The sequence below is a fragment of the Actinokineospora sp. NPDC051303 genome (assembly GCF_055586285.1).
In genome coordinates this window covers 72,487-87,121 of the sequence record NZ_JBVJIN010000002.1, presented here as the reverse complement: position 1 = coordinate 87,121, position 14,635 = coordinate 72,487, and the positions used below count along the sequence as shown (strand labels likewise).

Annotated in this window: 15 protein-coding genes; 6 read left to right on the top strand and 9 right to left on the bottom strand. The window is 69.2% G+C overall.

What is annotated here, in order from left to right:
• Positions 1 to 87 precede the first annotated feature (87 nt).
• From ACZ6SD_RS02120 to ACZ6SD_RS02110, 3 genes are all read left to right on the top strand, one after another.
• Positions 88 to 501 carry a hypothetical protein gene (locus ACZ6SD_RS02120; RefSeq protein ID WP_465315036.1) on the top strand — a complete coding sequence of 138 codons (414 nt, stop codon included), beginning with the start codon at positions 88 to 90 and terminating at the stop codon, positions 499 to 501.
• Between the two features lie 170 nt (positions 502 to 671).
• Complete coding sequence (locus ACZ6SD_RS02115; protein WP_465315035.1) at positions 672 to 2,732, top strand: PhoX family protein; 2,061 nt, start codon at positions 672 to 674, stop codon at positions 2,730 to 2,732.
• A gap of 117 nt (positions 2,733 to 2,849) precedes the next feature.
• Positions 2,850 to 3,542, top strand: a complete 693-nt coding sequence (locus ACZ6SD_RS02110; RefSeq protein ID WP_465315034.1) for an SDR family oxidoreductase — start codon at positions 2,850 to 2,852, stop codon at positions 3,540 to 3,542.
• Positions 3,543 to 3,860: 318 nt separating this feature from the next.
• On the opposite strand, the gene ACZ6SD_RS02105 is transcribed toward ACZ6SD_RS02110, so the two are convergent.
• The 9 genes from ACZ6SD_RS02105 to ACZ6SD_RS02065 form a co-directional block, all read right to left on the bottom strand.
• On the bottom strand, positions 3,861 to 5,171 hold the full coding sequence (locus tag ACZ6SD_RS02105; protein WP_465315033.1) for an amidohydrolase family protein: 1,311 nt from the start codon (positions 5,169 to 5,171) through the stop codon (positions 3,861 to 3,863).
• A gap of 28 nt (positions 5,172 to 5,199) precedes the next feature.
• On the bottom strand, positions 5,200 to 6,246 hold the full coding sequence (locus ACZ6SD_RS02100) for a nitric oxide synthase oxygenase (protein ID WP_465315032.1): 1,047 nt from the start codon (positions 6,244 to 6,246) through the stop codon (positions 5,200 to 5,202).
• A gap of 78 nt (positions 6,247 to 6,324) precedes the next feature.
• A complete protein-coding gene (trmB, locus tag ACZ6SD_RS02095) occupies positions 6,325 to 6,963 on the bottom strand; it encodes a tRNA (guanosine(46)-N7)-methyltransferase TrmB (RefSeq protein WP_465315240.1) in 639 nt (212 codons plus the stop codon).
• 92 nt (positions 6,964 to 7,055) lie between these two features.
• Entirely contained in the window at positions 7,056 to 7,550 is a 495-nt protein-coding gene (locus ACZ6SD_RS02090) for a hypothetical protein (RefSeq protein ID WP_465315239.1), read from the bottom strand.
• Positions 7,551 to 7,797: 247 nt separating this feature from the next.
• Positions 7,798 to 8,538 (bottom strand): hypothetical protein, encoded by a 741-nt coding sequence (locus ACZ6SD_RS02085; RefSeq protein WP_465315031.1) that lies wholly within the window; start codon positions 8,536 to 8,538, stop codon positions 7,798 to 7,800.
• Entirely contained in the window at positions 8,535 to 9,452 is a 918-nt protein-coding gene (locus tag ACZ6SD_RS02080; RefSeq protein WP_465315030.1) for an ABC transporter ATP-binding protein, read from the bottom strand. The genes ACZ6SD_RS02085 and ACZ6SD_RS02080 overlap by 4 nt, the downstream gene beginning before the upstream one ends.
• A gap of 156 nt (positions 9,453 to 9,608) precedes the next feature.
• On the bottom strand, positions 9,609 to 10,334 hold the full coding sequence (locus tag ACZ6SD_RS02075) for a hypothetical protein (RefSeq protein ID WP_465315029.1): 726 nt from the start codon (positions 10,332 to 10,334) through the stop codon (positions 9,609 to 9,611).
• Positions 10,334 to 11,098 (bottom strand): hypothetical protein, encoded by a 765-nt coding sequence (locus tag ACZ6SD_RS02070; protein WP_465315028.1) that lies wholly within the window; start codon positions 11,096 to 11,098, stop codon positions 10,334 to 10,336. Before ACZ6SD_RS02070 ends, ACZ6SD_RS02075 begins: the two co-directional genes overlap by 1 nt.
• 4 nt (positions 11,099 to 11,102) lie before the next feature.
• Positions 11,103 to 12,047 carry an ABC transporter ATP-binding protein gene (locus ACZ6SD_RS02065; RefSeq protein WP_465315027.1) on the bottom strand — a complete coding sequence of 315 codons (945 nt, stop codon included), beginning with the start codon at positions 12,045 to 12,047 and terminating at the stop codon, positions 11,103 to 11,105.
• A gap of 434 nt (positions 12,048 to 12,481) precedes the next feature.
• Between ACZ6SD_RS02065 and ACZ6SD_RS02060 the strand changes: the two genes are divergently transcribed.
• The 3 genes from ACZ6SD_RS02060 (at position 12,482) to ACZ6SD_RS02050 (ending at position 14,481) form a co-directional block, all read left to right on the top strand.
• Positions 12,482 to 12,838 (top strand): hypothetical protein, encoded by a 357-nt coding sequence (locus ACZ6SD_RS02060; protein ID WP_465315026.1) that lies wholly within the window; start codon positions 12,482 to 12,484, stop codon positions 12,836 to 12,838.
• A 65-nt stretch (positions 12,839 to 12,903) separates the two neighbouring features.
• The gene (locus tag ACZ6SD_RS02055) at positions 12,904 to 13,434 is read left to right on the top strand and encodes a DUF3558 domain-containing protein (RefSeq protein WP_465315025.1); all 531 of its coding nucleotides are present in this window, start codon (positions 12,904 to 12,906) and stop codon (positions 13,432 to 13,434) included.
• A 135-nt stretch (positions 13,435 to 13,569) separates the two neighbouring features.
• The gene (locus ACZ6SD_RS02050; RefSeq protein WP_465315024.1) at positions 13,570 to 14,481 is read left to right on the top strand and encodes an SDR family oxidoreductase; all 912 of its coding nucleotides are present in this window, start codon (positions 13,570 to 13,572) and stop codon (positions 14,479 to 14,481) included.
• Positions 14,482 to 14,635: the final 154 nt, after the last annotated feature.

Genomic DNA, 14,635 nt, shown 5'->3' with positions numbered 1-14,635 from the left:
CACTATCGGGGGAATCATCAGCCCGGTGGTGGCCTCCGTGCCGTAGCGGGAGCACAATCGAACACACGTTCGACAAAGGGGTGATTGATGCTGACCGAAACGGCCGCGAACGAGTTCGATCCGCTGGTGGAGTTCTACGGCAACTGGACCGCGGAACTCGCTGAGCGCTACCTCCCGATTCCGTGGGTTCCTGAGGGGACGTCCTACGAGTGTTTGGACGGCTACCTCACCATGAGTCCTTGCGGGGACACAGCCACGGCGTACGCGGCTGGTCCGTGGAGTAGACGCAGGGATCGGGTCGACAAGCCCAAACTGTGCGCGGCGGCGGGCATTCCGTACTTCATGCGGGTGAAGGTTCGGAACTGCACGGCCGTCGCGGAGCTGTTCGAGTTGGAAGGTGACGCGTACGCCTTGCATGCCAAGGCGTGGGGTGGGCACCAGTTCGAGACTCAGGTTCCGTTTCCGGTGAGTTTCGACCCCGCGGTCCTGCTCGAAGATTGACTTGCCGTGTCGGCGTGATCGCTGAGGGCTATGAGCTGGGCGGACGGTTATCTGTTCGCTCGCCGTTCACTTCGATGTCCGCTGGCCCTGGCTTGCGGCTCCTACGGTCGCGCTCAGTTCCCACTGACCATGGTCGGCCCGCGCCACCGGGCGGACCGGAGGAGGCTCCCGTGTCCACCACCGACGGCCGGATTCCCCTGCCGCTGCTGCCATCGACCCACCCGCTCGGCCGGGCCGCGGTGACATGTGAGTACCGCTGCGGCAACGCCTGTTCCCATGAGGCGCCCAACACCTCGGACAACGCGTACTTCGGTGACGTTGTCCGCTCGATCGTCAGCAGACGAGGGATGCTCAAGGCGGGCGCCGTGCTCGCCGTCGCCGGGGCGGGGGCCGCTGTGGTCGGCGGGTCCGCCGCCGCCGCGCCCGTGGACGGGCAGGAGCAGGACGGGCGTCGGCCCACGAGGGGACTGGACTTCGCGCCGGTCGCGCCGAACACCGAGGACCGGATCGTCACGGCCGAGGGGTACGAGTCGGCGGTCGTGATCAAGTGGGGCGACCCGGTGCTGCCGGGGGCGCCCGCGTTCGACTTCGACAAGCAGACCGCGGCGGCGCAGGCGAAGCAGTTCGGCTTCAACAACGACTTCTGCGGCCTGGTCCCGCTGTGGCGCGACCGCTACCTGATGGTGTCGAACCACGAGTACACCAGCGAATCCTTCATGTTCAAGGGGTTCGACCCGGCCAACCCGACCGAGGAGCAGGTGCGGATCGGCTGGGCCGCGCACGGGCTGTCGGTCGTCGCGGTCGAGCGCGACGGGCGCAGCGGCAAGCTGCTGCCCAAGATCGACCGCAAGTACAACCGCCGGATCACCATGACCTCGGAGTTCGAGGTGGACGGACCGGCAGCGGGCAGCGCGCTGCTGCGCACCAAGGCCGACCCGAGCGGGCGCACGGTGCTGGGCACGATGAACAACTGCGCGGGCGGCGTCACGCCGTGGGGCACGATCCTGTCCGGCGAGGAGAACTTCAACCAGTACTTCGGCAACGCCAACCAGGTCACCGACCCGGTGACCAAGGCCCGCCTGGCCCGCTACGGCCTCTCCGGCGGCGCGACCACCCGCAAGTGGGAGCGCTTCGACGAGCGGTTCGACGTGGCCAAGGAGCCCAACGAGGTCAACCGGTTCGGCTGGGTTGTCGAACTCGACCCGCTTGAGCCCGAGTCGGCCCCGGTCAAGCACACCGCGCTGGGCCGTTTCAAGCACGAGGGCGCGAACATCCAGGTCGCCCGCGACGGCCGCGTCGTGGCGTACCTCGGCGACGACGAGCGCTTCGACTACATCTACAAGTTCGTCTCCAAGGAGCGGATGCGCCCCGGCCAGAGCCGGTGGGCCCGCGCGCACAACAAGAAGCTGCTCTCCGAGGGCACCCTGTACGTCGCGCGGTTCACCGGCGACAGCCCGGCGGCGGAAATCGGCACGCAGACCCCGCCCAGCGACGGCGCGTTCGACGGCGCCGGCGAGTGGATTCCCCTGGCGTCCGGCGACAAGTCCTATGTGGACGGCTTTACCGCGGAAGAGGTCTACGTCTTCACCCGCCTCGCCGCGGACAAGGTCGGCGCGACCAAGATGGACCGTCCCGAGGACGTGGAGCCCAACCCGGTCACCGGTCGCGTGTACGCCGCGTTGACCAACAACACCGACCGCGGCAAGCCGGGCAAGGAAGGCCCCACCGAGATCAACCCGCGCAACGGCAACCGGCACGGGCACGTGCTGGAGTGGGAGGAGCAGGGCGGCGACCACACCGCGCTCACCTTCACCTGGCGGCTGCTGCTGGTCTGCGGCGACCCGGCCGCGACCGACACGTACTTCGGTGGCTACGACAAGTCGCAGGTCAGCCCGATCTCCTGCCCGGACAACCTGGCGTTCGACCGGCACGGCAACCTGTGGATCTCCACCGACGGCAACGCGCTCGGCTCCAACGACGGCCTGTTCGCGGTGGCCACCGAGGGCCCGGAACGCGGCCACGTCAAGCAGTTCCTCACCGTCCCGATCGGCGCGGAAACCTGCGGCCCGGTCATCGAGGACAAGTTCGTCCTGGTCTCGGTCCAGCACCCGGGCGAACTCGACGGCGCCAGCGCGGACAACCCGCTGGCCCACTGGCCCGAGGGTGGCTCCGCCCAGCCCCGCCCCGCCGTCGCGGTGATCTGGAAGCCCGGCTGCAAGATCGGCGAGTGACCTGCCACCCGTCTGCCGCCCCGGACGGTTCCGGGGCGGCAGACGGGTTTCGTCGCGAATCGGCGCCCGTGGTTGTCGTGCGCGTAGCGCCGGTTGCGATGCCCTAGATTGGGCGCCATGAGCGAGCGGCCCCAGGCGTTGATCACCGGTGCGTCCCGCGGTATCGGGGCTGCGGTGGCCAGAGCGCTGGGCGAGACGCATTCGCTGTTGTTGGGCGGGCGCGACGTGGTGGCGTTGCGGTCGTTGGCGGAGGAGTTGCCGGACGCGCGGCCGTGGCCGGTCGAGTTGACCGACCCGACCGCGTTGCGGGCCGCGACAGCGGGGCTGTCCCGGCTTGACGTGCTGGTGCACTCCGCGGGCGTCGCCCGCGTCGGACCGCTGACCGAGGCGACGGCGGAGTTGTGGCGGTCGACCTACGAGGTGAACGTGGTCGCCGTCGCCGAGTTGACCCGGTTGCTGCTGCCCGCGCTCCGCGCCGCCCGCGGGCGGGTCGTGCTGGTGAACTCCGGTGCGGGCCAAGCCGCCAACGCGGGCTGGGGACCATACGCGGCGAGCAAATTCGCCCTGCGCGCGTACGCCGACGTCCTGCGCGCGGAAGAGGAAACCTTCGGTGTTCGGGTCACCTCGGTCTTTCCCGGGCGCACCGACACCGCGATGCAGCGCGGCGTCCGTGCGGACGAGGGTGGCGAGTACGAGCCGGACAAGTATCTGCGCCCGGAGAGCGTCGCCGCCGCCATTCACACGGCGGTCACCGCGGCTGACGACGCCCATCTCACCGAACTGGTCATCCGCTCCCGGCCCAACCGCTAATCTTCCGCGTCACCGCCCGCATCGAGGTGAAGCAGGGGAGCTTGAGCAAGGACGTCTTAGTCCATGGTTGGCGTCTTCGGGGGGTTGCTCGATGGGGTGGAGTGGTTTCTTCGGGGCCCCTACGAAGGAAGATCGCCGTGTGAAAGACGGGTGGGATGCCTTCGGCCTCACACGTGCGGAGCCAGCTTAGCGATCTTCCTTCTCCCCCGAAGAAACCACTCCACCCCATCGAGCACCTGGCGGGCGTTGGTGCCGGTTGGCAGGAGCGTGTGTTTGTTGTTCTGTTTTCGGCGGTTCAGAGCAGGGCAGGTTGGGGGGTCAGGCTGACAGGAGTCTGCTGGTTACCTTGCCTGCCAGCGTTTGCGCCTCTGCTCGGTCCACGCGGGTTGGTTCGCCGTCTGAGAGGACCTGTTCTCCGGCTACCCATACGTCGCGTACGGTTCGGGAGCCTGCTGCCCAGACTAGGTTTGACAGGAGTTGGGGGTCGGGGACGTCCAAGCCCGCTGAGAAGGCTGGGTGGTCGGGGTCGATGTGGGTGAGGTCGGCCCAGGTGCCGGGGGTGAGGGTGCCGATGTCGTCGCGGTGTAGGGACTTGGCGCCGCCTCGGGTGGACATCAGAAGGACGTCGGCTGCGCTCAGTGCCGTTGAGTCTAGTGTGGACAGTCGGGCGAGCATGGCGGCTAGGCGTAGCTCCTCCCATAGGTCCAGGTCGTCGTTGCTGGCTGGGCCGTCGGTGCCGAGGCCGATCGGGACGCCCGCTGCGCGTAGGGCGGGGACGCGGGCTATGCCGGAGGCCAGTTTGCCGTTCGAGGCCGGGCAGTGGGCCACGCCTGTGCCGTGGTGGGCCAGCAGGGCGATGTCGGTGTCGGACAGGTGCACGGCGTGCGCGGCGAGCACTCGGCCGCCGAGGAGGTTCACCTCGTCCAGCAGGGCGGGGACGGAACCGTGGCGCTCCCGCTGGGCAGTGTCCTCGCCCAGTGACTCGGCGACGTGGATCTGGATGAGCGCGCCCCGCTCGCGGGCGGCGGCGCCGACTTCGGCGAGGGCTTCCGGGGGCAGCGTGTAGGCCGAGTGCGGGCCGTAGCCGATCTCGACGCGGTCGCCGGGGCCGAAGCGCAGGCCGTCGGCGTCGATCCAGGCGCTGGCCTGGGCCAGCAGCGCCCGCCAGTCCCAGCCGGGGGCGTCGATGATCGCCGGGGCCAGCACCATGCGGGCGCCGGTGTCGAGGACGGCGCGGGCCAGTTCCTCGCCGTGGAAGTACATCTCGGCACTGGTGGTGACACCCGCGCGGAGCATCTCGACGGAGCCGAGGACCATGCCCGCGTGGATGTCCTCCGGGGTCAGCCGGGCCTCGGCGGGCCAGATGACCTCGGTGAGCCAGCGCATCAGCGGCAGGTCGCCGCCCATGCCGCGCAGCACCGTCATGGGGCTGTGCGCGTGCGCGTTGACCAGGCCCGGCAGCAGGATTCCGGTCAGCGCGCGGACCGGGCCGTCGAACGCGGGGGCATCGGCGAAGGGTCCACAGTGGACGATTCGGCCGGTGTCGTCGATGTCCACCACGGCGTCGCGCAGCACCGAGCAGGTCGGGTCGCAGGGCAGCACCACGGGGGCGCGCAGGCGCAGGCTCATGACCCCGATCCTGCCACTGCCGCTGTGCTCAGTGAGCGCGCACCGGGACCTGCCGCAGGAACGCCGGGTGCCCGTTGGCCTCCATCGCGGGCACGTACACCTCGGCGGAGTGCTCGATGGTGACCCCGGCCGCGTCGAACGAGTGCAGCACGGCCCGGTTCAGCTCCACCGCGACCCGGTCGCGCCACAGGGTGCGCTCGGAGGTCGTGTCCAGCCCCAGCTTCTCCGCGATCACCGGGCCGAGGCCGTACGCGTCGTCCGCGGCCAGCACGTCCTCGCCGATGGCGCGGCAGATGTAGACCCCGTTGTAGGGCGCGGCCGGGTAGTCGATGCCGCCGATGTGCAGGCGCATGTTGCTGATGACCGGCACCGCGTGCCAGCGCAGCCCCAGCTCGGCGAACCACGGCAGGTCCGGGTGCGCCAGCGGCACCTCCAGCACCACCTCGCGCGGGATCGTGTGCAGCGAGACGCCCTCGTGGCCGGTCTCCACGACGAGCGGGAGCCGGTCGAACGCGCCGCGCCCGGCGGGCGGGCGCCAACCGAGCCTGCACACACCGGTGGTGAAGTCGACGTAGCGGCGGTCGCCGACGACGCGGGCCTGGTCTCCCGGCTCGCGGTAGCCCGCGTAGCGGACGAGTTGGTCGTTGCGGATGCGCGGCCCCGGCCGCCAGGGCGAGTCGGGTGCGAAGACGCTCACCATCGGCCGCACCGCCCCGTCGCCACCGGCCATCCGCAGGTGCCGGGCGCATTCGTCGGCGACCTCGGCCGCGTCGCGGACCGAGCGCAGGTCGCGCACCAGCAGGCCGCGCCACGGCACGTCCTCCGGGCACCAGCCGCTCTCGCGCAGCGCGACGCGCGCGCCGAAGGCGAGTTCCGCGGGGGTGTGCCGGTAGGTGCCGGTGGCCGCGATCTCGGCGCGCACCTTGGCGAGCCTGCTGTTGATGTAGCCCGCGTTGGGCCGGGCGTTGTGGAACATCCGCAGGAACTGCTCCGCGGCGTGGATCAAGCCGTGCGGCGAGTCGCGGTCGGACCGCCCCGCGGGCTGGGTGATCAGGTCATCGCGCAGAGCAGTCACATCAGGGGTATCGGTTCAGAAGATCCCGAACTCGACTACTCGGTCGTGTGTTTCTCGCGCGTTAAACGTCACACAACGTCAGCCCGACACCCGCTCGAAGATCAAGTCTCGGCTGATGCGGCCCTCTTCGCGGGCCCGCGACTCGAATTTCGTCACCGGGCGCCAGTCCGGCCGCGGCGCCCAGTCCGCGTGCCGGTTGCGCAGCAGCGGCTCCCCGGAGAGCACGTCGAGCATCTGCTCGGCGTAGTTCTCCCAGTCCGTGGCGAGGTGCACGGTGCCGCCGGGGGCCAGCCGGGACGCGACGAGCGCGATGAACTCCGGCTGCACGAGCCGCCGCTTGTGGTGCTTCTTCTTCGGCCACGGGTCGGGGAAGTAGATCCGCACCGCGGACAGCGAGCCGGGCGCGATGTGCTCGGTGAGGAGCACGACCGCGTCACCGCGCAGCAGCCGCAGGTTGGTCAGCCCCAGGGCCTCCGCGCGCAGCATCAGCTGCGCCAGCCCCGGCTGGTAGACCTCGACGGCCAGGTAGTTGACCTCCGGCGCGGCCTCGGCCAGCCGCGCGGTGGTCTCGCCCATGCCGGACCCGATCTCCAGCAGCAGCGGCGCGGACCGGCCGAACCAGGAGTCCGCGTCGAGCGGGCCGTCCGGCAGGTCATGCACCTGCCTGCCCAACTCGGGCCAGTGCCGTTCCCAAGCCTTCGCCTGGCCGACGGTCATCCGGCCGCCGCGGTGCACGAAGCTCACGACACTGCGTTTGCGCGGCTCCTGGTCGGTGGGTGTCACGGCGACAGCCTGCCACCCCGCCGTCGTCAGGGTCTCAGGGACTCCAGGCGCGACAGGTTGGACCGCAGGTCGGCCAGCCCGCCCACGGCGATCGGCGCTGGCGCGGGACCGGCGTGCACCCGCACCACGTCGATCCAGCCGCCGTGCCGGTCCGTGTGCGCCAGGGTGGTCGGCATGCCCGGCTCGGCCAGCATGCGTTCCGAGGGCATGTACTCCCAGTACCCGGAGTCGCCATCGACGCCCCAGGGCACGAAAACCCACCCTGGCCGGGCGTCGAGGAGCTTGGCGACCCGGTCCTCGATCAGGAACCCCTCCCGGCGGGAGCCGAGGCCGCCGGACGCGACCGCGCGCAGCCACCAGGGCGCGGGCAGTTCGGGTTCGGCGGTCGAGGCCGCGCGGTAGAGGGCGAGGACCTGAGCCTCGGGCGCGCGGTGCACCCAGGCTCTGCGGGCTTCGGCTGGCGACCCCGCTGGGGTGCCATTGGGTTGTTCGAGAGCCTCCGACCATTCGAGGCCGATCATTGGCTCCACGTGCAGGCCACGGTTCCGACCGCGCTGCGCGGGCGGGGCCTGCTTCTTCGACGCGCTGGAATCAAGCACCGTCAAGGTCCACCTCCAAGGGCTCCGAGACGGGTCCGTGTGTCCATCTGACCCCGGGACGGTAAGCCGCGTCCGTAAGCTGTGGGGGTCCTCACAGCTTCTTAACGTGGTCTTAATCCTTGTGCTTGTTGTAGGAAACTCCGCCTCTTGGCGCAAGAGTCGGAAGACCTCATGCGTCCCGCCGGTTGGCTGTGATGATCGCTACGGCGAGCACGGCGATCGCGATCACGGCGAAGTACGCCAGATAGCCCCACGGGCCGAGCGGGAGATCGCGCGGCGGCTGGCCGCTCGCGTCGTTGCCGATGAACTGGTCCGCGGCGAAGAACGGCAGCCACTGGTGGATGTCGTCGCCGATCCGCGGAATCAGCGTGACCAGCCCCTCGACGAGCTGTGAGTAGACCAGCAGCAGCGCCACCGCGCCCGCGGTCTGCCGCACGAGGATGCCCACGCCCAGCGCCAACACCGCGGTCAACGCGAAGACCAGGCCGACGCCGGCGACCGAGCGCCAGTCGTCCGCGGTGTCGAGCGCGAGGTCGGCCTCCGGCTTGATCCACCGGCACACCGCCCACGACCCGAACGCCACCAACTCGCCGATGACCGCGGCCAGCGCCGTCACCACGGCCGTCTTCGCCAGCAGCGCCGACACCCGGTTCGGCGTGGCCTGGAAGGTGCTGCGGATCGTGCCGAACCGGTACTCGGTGGTGATCGCCAGCGCGGCCATCACCATGATCACCGCCCGGCCGAGGCCGTTGGCCGCCTGCGTGGTGCCGACCGTCAGCGGCACCTCGTCGCCGCCCTGGCTGGCCAGCAGCGCGGCGAACCCGATGGGCAGCGCGATCGCCACCAGCGCGCACCACCACGGCGAGCGGGTGCTGAACAGCTTGATCCGCTCCGCGGCGACAAGACTCATGCCGTGGGCTCCTTGTCGTGCGCGTGGTACTCGACGGACTCGCCGGTGAGCTGGATGAACGCCTCTTCCAGCGAGCCGAGTTGCGGGTTCAGCTCGTGCAGCACGATCCGGTGCGCCGCGGCCAGTTCGCCGATCTCGGAGCTGGCGAGGTTGGTGACGCGGATCGAGTCGCCGTCCTCCACGACCTGGACGCCGTCGGCGCGCAGCAGGTCGGCGAGCCGGGTCAGCTCGGGGCTGCGGACCAGGACGGTGTTCTCCGTGGCGTTCTCCACGAAGTCGCTTACCGTGCCCTGGTAAATCAGCTTGCCGCGGCCGATCACCACGAGGTCTTGCGCTGTCTGCGCCATCTCGGACAGCAGGTGGCTGGAGACGAACACCGTGCGCCCCTCAGCGGCCAGGCGGTGCATGAACCGGCGAATCCAGAGGATGCCCTCCGGGTCGAGCCCGTTGACCGGCTCGTCGAACAGCAGCACCTTCGGATCGCCCAGCAGCGCCGCCGCGATGCCCAGGCGCTGCGACATGCCCAGGGAGAACCCGCCCGCGTTCTTGTTCGCCACCGAGCCGAGCCCGACCAGGTCGAGGACCTCGTTCACCCGTGTGCGGGGCAGCTTGGTCGCCTTCGCCAGCCAGCGCAGGTGCGCCCGCGCCGACCGGTTCGGATGGACCCACTTGGCGTCCAAGAGCGCCCCGACAGTCGTAAGAGGCAGCTTCAAGTCGCGGTAGTGCTTGCCGTCGATGCGGACGTCACCCGAGGTGGGCCGGTCGAGCCCCAGGATCATCCGCATGGTGGTGGACTTCCCGGCCCCGTTCGGCCCGAGGAAGCCCGTCACCCGCCCGGCCTCGACGGTGAACGACAGGTGGTCGACCGCGACGGTGCGGCCGTAGTGCTTGGTCAGCCCGGTGGCCTCGATCATGCCGATTCCCCGATCCCCAACATGGGACCGATCTTGGCACGCCCGCCCGGACCCTGCCGGACGTGCGGGAACCCGGGCCATCCCCCGATTGGTGGCCCGGGTTCCCGTCCCCGAGATGGTCCCGCCCTCTCCCCCGAGGCGGGCGGGACCGGCAGGCTACGCGTCCCGCTTCGCCGCGCTCCCCAACGCGACGACGAGCAGGACCGCGGTGACGCCTGCGAAATAGGCCAGCGAGGCCCATGGCCCCAGCACCGGGTCCGGGCCGGGGTTGCCCAGGAAGCGCTGCACGGCGATGAACGGCAGCCACTCCTGGATGTCGGCGCCGACCCGCGGGATGAGGCCGACGAGGTTCTCGACCAGCATCACCCAGATCAGCAGCACGGAGATCGCGCCAGCCGACTGCCGCACGAGGATGCCGACCGCGACGGCCAGCACGGCGGCGATGCCGTAGACCAGGCCGGCGCCCGCGACCCGCCGCCAGTCGTCCGCCGTGGTCAGCGCCAGGTCGGTGTTGGTCGCGGTGATCTTCGCGGCGGCGCACGAGCCGAACGCGGCGATCTCGCCGAGCACCGTGGCCAAGAGCGCGACCACGGTGGTCTTGGCCAGCAGCGCGGCGGTCCGGTTGGGGATCGCCTGGAACGTGGCGCGGATGGTGGAGAAGCGGTACTCGGTGGTGATCGCCAGCGCGGCCATCACCAGGATCACCATCAGCCCGAACTGCGTGCCGAACTGGGTCTGGGTCAGCGTGAGCGGCCGGGGGCCGTCGTGGGACAGGCCGACCATCGCCGCGAGCCCGACGGTGACGCCGAGCGCGAGCACCGTCGACCACCACGGCGACCGGGTCGTGAACAGCTTGATGCGTTCGGTGGCGAGCAGGGTCATCATGCGTCCCGCTTGTTCGCCACGGCCAGCGCGATGACCAGCAGCACCGCCGCGAAACCCGCGAAGTAGGCCAGCGCGGGCCACGGGCTCAGCACCGCGTCGGACAGGCCGGGGCCGTCCTGGATCGCCCGCTCGCTCGGGTCCGGGTCGCCGGTCACGAACTGGTGGGCGACGTTGAACGGCAGCCACTGGTGGATGTCGCGCCCGACCCGGGGGATGAGCATGATCAGGTTCTCCAGGAGCGAGGTCCAGATCAGCAGCACCGAGATCGCGCCAGCCGAGTGCCGCACCAGCACCCCCACGGACACCGCGATGACCGCGGCGAGCCCGTAGACCAGGCCGATGCCCGCGATCGCCCGCCACTCGAACGGCGTGTTGATCGCCAGGTCGGCGGTCGGCTCGATCACCGTCGCGATCGCCCACGACCCGAAGGCGGCGATCTCACCGATGACCGCGGCGAGCAGCGCGACCACGGTGGTCTTGGCGAGCAGCGCGGCGGTTCGATTGGGGATCGCCTGGAAGGTGGCGCGGATGGTGGAGAAGCGGTATTCGGTGGTGATCGCCAGCGCGGCCATCACCATGATCACCATCAGGCCGAAGCCATACCCGAACTGGGTGGCCGCGATGTTGATCGGCGACTCGGCGTTGGCCGTGCCCGCCATCAGCGCGGCGAACCCGACCGTCACCGCCAGGGCTAGCACGGCGCACCACCACGGCGAGCGGGTGGTGAACAGCTTCATGCGTTCGACTGCGAGCAGAGTCATGTCGTCACTTCCCCGCCGGGACAAGGGTCGCCGGAACCTGGCCGTCGGCGATCTCGGTGTGGTACTCGACGGAGTCACCGGTGAGCTGCATGAAAGCCTCCTCAAGCGACCCGCGCTGCGGGCTCAGCTCATGCAGCACCGCACCGGTCGACGCCGCCAGCTCACCGACCTCCGCGCAGTCCATCCCGGACACGATCAGGCTCTCACCTTCGTCCCGAATGGACACTCCGGCGCGGCCGAGCGCGGTGCGCAACGCGGCGAGCTGCGGGCTGCGCACACGCACGGTGTTCTCGGTGGCCTGGGCGACGAAGTCCTCGGTGGTGCTCTGCGAGATCAGCTTGCCGCGGCCGATGACCACCAGTTCCTGCGCGGTCAACGCCATCTCGGAAAGCAGGTGGCTGGACACGAAGACCGTGCGGCCCTCTTCGGCCAGCCGGTGCATGAACTTGCGAATCCAGAGGATGCCCTCCGGGTCCAAGCCGTTCACCGGCTCGTCGAACAGCAAGACCTGCGGGTCACCCAGCAACGCCGCCGCGATCCCCAACCGCTGCGACATACCAAGAGAGAACCCACCCGCGCGCTTACCCGCGACACTGGTAAGCCCCACGATCTCCAGCACCTCGTCCACGCGCTTGGCCGGGAGCTTGTTGGACTTCGCCATCCACTGCAAATGAGCCCGCGCCGAACGGTTCGGGTGCACCCACTTCGCGTCCAACAGAGCGCCCACCGTCCGCAGAGGGTGGTGCAAGTCGCGGTAGTGCTTACCGTCGATCAACGCCGAACCCCCGCTGGGCGCGTCGAGGCCAAGAATCATCCGCATAGTGGTGGACTTCCCGGCGCCGTTGGGACCGAGGAAGCCGGTCACCCGCCCGGCCGGGACAGTGAACGACAGGTTGTCGACGGCGAGCGTCTTCCCGTATCGCTTGGTGAGGCCGACTGCCTCGATCATGGTTGCTCCCAGTTCATCGTCTTCGCGCGCCCATGCGCCTTCCCCTCATGACCCGGCCATCCTGTTCCGCCACGCCGCCGTCGCGCGTCGTCCTGTGGTCGCTACCCGGGTCACCTTGCAGACGTAGCCTCCATCAGCCGACGGGGTGGGGGAATCCGTGACCACCCTGAGGAAGACCCTGATCCGGGACGCCGTCCCGTCGGGGACGGCAAGCGGGTGGCCTGCCCTGAGACCAGCCCTGACCAGCGGCTTGACCAACTCCAGGGTCACCCTGGCCCATGTCCCCCACGCCGACCCTCGTGAGCCCGAGCACAACCCACACGTGCCGCACCCGGCTCCACGCAAACCGCCCACCGCTGTCGCACCCCGTCGCTACCATCGGATTCCGCACCAACGGATTCCACCAGGGGGACACGACGATGGAGTGGGCAGACATGGACGGCCTGGCCAAGAACATGAGCAAGTTCTCCGCCAGCGCCAGAGCAGGCGAGTTCACCGTCAACCAACACGGCGGCGACGCCATCCTGGCCGCCATCCGCGAGATGCAAGACTGGTACCAAGCTTCTGCCCACAAGCTCAATCAGCTTGCTCAGGAGCCCAAGCTGGGCAGCAGCAACAACGCCAAGATCATGGCGCCGTACCTGGTGCAGGTCGCCACCGACGACCAGGGCTTCCTCACCCAACTGGAAAAGTTCAACGACGTTCTGACCGAGGCCGAGGAGAGCATCAAGATCGCTATGGCGAACTACCGCAACGCCGACGACGATGCCCAGGGCAAGTTCACCACCTGACCAGCCATCGCCAGAAAGGGACACCGTTGCCCACCCCGGCCCCCCGCCTGCTGCTCGCCCTACCGGTGACCGTCGCCCTCGCCGCCACCCTGGCCGCGTGCTCCAGCGACACCCCCGGCACACCCCTGCCCGAGGACACCACCACCCAGGCCACCAGCAGCACAGCCCGGACCAGCCCCCGGACCACCAGCAAGCCGGCGAAGCCGGACAGCCCCCTGACCGACACCGACCCCTGCACCTTGATCCCTGACACGCTCAAGACCCAACTCAAACTCGTCAAAGAACGAAACGATGACACCAGCAGCGCGCGGGGTTGTCTATGGAGCCATGCCGAATCCGATTACAGCGTGGGCATCACCATTCGGAACACCCAGGGCGTCAGTGAGTTCGACACCTCACTCGGCGCCGCTACCGACACCACCATCGGCAGCCGACCCGCCAAGCTCCAGCGCGCACGCGGCGACGCTTGTGTCATCGCTGTCTCGGTCACCGACACCGCCCGCGTCGACGTGATCACCATCGCCAACAGCGGCCACGAACAGGGATGCCCGATCAGCACCCAGGTTGCCGAGGCCGTGGCCGCCCAGCTTCCCTGATCCAAGCCTGTGGAGGCGCGTCTAGCGGTGGAGTGATCCTCCGGCGCCATGGCTTCCGGTTCAAGTGTCACCCCGACCCGCCACACTGCGATGAGCACGCGGTTGTGTGGAGTTCTTGGGACCGTAAGGAGTGACATGGCAGGGGCGTTGGCGGGCAAGGTGGCTGTGGTTACGGGGGCGACTCGGGGCTGTGGGCGGGGGATCTCGGTCGAGTTGGGGGCGGCGGGGGCGACGGTGTATGTCACCGGGCGCACTACGCGGGCGGGGAAGTCTCCGATGAATCGGAAGGAGACCATTGAGGAGACCGCCGAGTTGGTTGACGCGGCGGGTGGGACGGGGATTCCGGTTCGGTGTGACTTCATGAGTCTGTCCGATGTGGACTCGCTACGGGATCAGGTTGCTGGCGAGCATGGGCGGATCGACGTGCTGGTCGATGATGTCTGGGGTGGCGATCAGTTCGTGGAGTTCGAGAAGCCGTTCTGGGAGTCTGATTTGGACAAGGCTCTTGGGGTTGTGCGCAACGGGCTTGAGACGCATCTGCTGGCGCTGCACCGGCTCTTGCCGTTGGTGGTGGCGAAGCCGGGTGGGCTGGTCATCGAGGTGACCGACGGGGATGACGACGAGTACCAGTACGGAGTGGGAATCCCCTATTTCCTGGTCAAGTCAGGCATTCGGGCGATCGGGCGGGTGCTGGGCAAGGACCTGGCAGAACACGGGGCAACCGGGTTGACGGTGACACCGGGGTTTCTGCGGTCGGAGATGATGCTGGAGCACTTCAAGGTCACCGAAGAAAACTGGCGCGAAGCGGAAGACCCCAACTACGTCATGTCGGAGACCCCGCGCTACCTCGGCCGCGCGGTCGCCGCCCTGGCCGCGGACCCGGACGTGTCCCGGTTCGCGGGCCGCACGCTGGCCAGTTGGACCCTCATGCGCGAGTACGGGTTCACCGACGTCGACGGCACCCAGCCGGACTGGGGGCGGTGGGCGGCCGAGGTTGTCCGGCCCGGTCTCGATCCGTCGACGGTGGACGCGGCGAAATACCGCTGAGCCGCGCACGCTACTCTGTTTCGGATTTCGCCGCACAATGTTGAGTCGCCACTGCTGCGGTCCGAAACGGCGACGGTAATCGGCATTCCTTTTGCGGTCAGTGATCTCGCGGGAGCCGTTGGGAACCTCGTCACCAGTCGCTGGATAACCTGGT

Excerpts from the sequence above, each read along its gene's own strand:
- ACZ6SD_RS02120 (WP_465315036.1), top strand. The coding sequence starts at position 88 with ATGCTGACCGAAACGGCCGCGAACGAGTTCGATCCGCTGGTGGAGTTC.
- ACZ6SD_RS02110 (WP_465315034.1), top strand. The coding sequence starts at position 2,850 with ATGAGCGAGCGGCCCCAGGCGTTGATCACCGGTGCGTCCCGCGGTATC.
- ACZ6SD_RS02105 (WP_465315033.1), bottom strand. The coding sequence starts at position 5,171 with ATGAGCCTGCGCCTGCGCGCCCCCGTGGTGCTGCCCTGCGACCCGACC.
- trmB (WP_465315240.1), bottom strand. The coding sequence starts at position 6,963 with ATGACCGTCGGCCAGGCGAAGGCTTGGGAACGGCACTGGCCCGAGTTG.
- ACZ6SD_RS02090 (WP_465315239.1), bottom strand. The coding sequence starts at position 7,550 with ATGATCGGCCTCGAATGGTCGGAGGCTCTCGAACAACCCAATGGCACC.
- ACZ6SD_RS02085 (WP_465315031.1), bottom strand. The coding sequence starts at position 8,538 with ATGAGTCTTGTCGCCGCGGAGCGGATCAAGCTGTTCAGCACCCGCTCG.
- ACZ6SD_RS02080 (WP_465315030.1), bottom strand. The coding sequence starts at position 9,452 with ATGATCGAGGCCACCGGGCTGACCAAGCACTACGGCCGCACCGTCGCG.
- ACZ6SD_RS02075 (WP_465315029.1), bottom strand. The coding sequence starts at position 10,334 with ATGACCCTGCTCGCCACCGAACGCATCAAGCTGTTCACGACCCGGTCG.
- ACZ6SD_RS02070 (WP_465315028.1), bottom strand. The coding sequence starts at position 11,098 with ATGACTCTGCTCGCAGTCGAACGCATGAAGCTGTTCACCACCCGCTCG.
- ACZ6SD_RS02065 (WP_465315027.1), bottom strand. The coding sequence starts at position 12,047 with ATGATCGAGGCAGTCGGCCTCACCAAGCGATACGGGAAGACGCTCGCC.
- ACZ6SD_RS02060 (WP_465315026.1), top strand. The coding sequence starts at position 12,482 with ATGGACGGCCTGGCCAAGAACATGAGCAAGTTCTCCGCCAGCGCCAGA.
- ACZ6SD_RS02050 (WP_465315024.1), top strand. The coding sequence starts at position 13,570 with ATGGCAGGGGCGTTGGCGGGCAAGGTGGCTGTGGTTACGGGGGCGACT.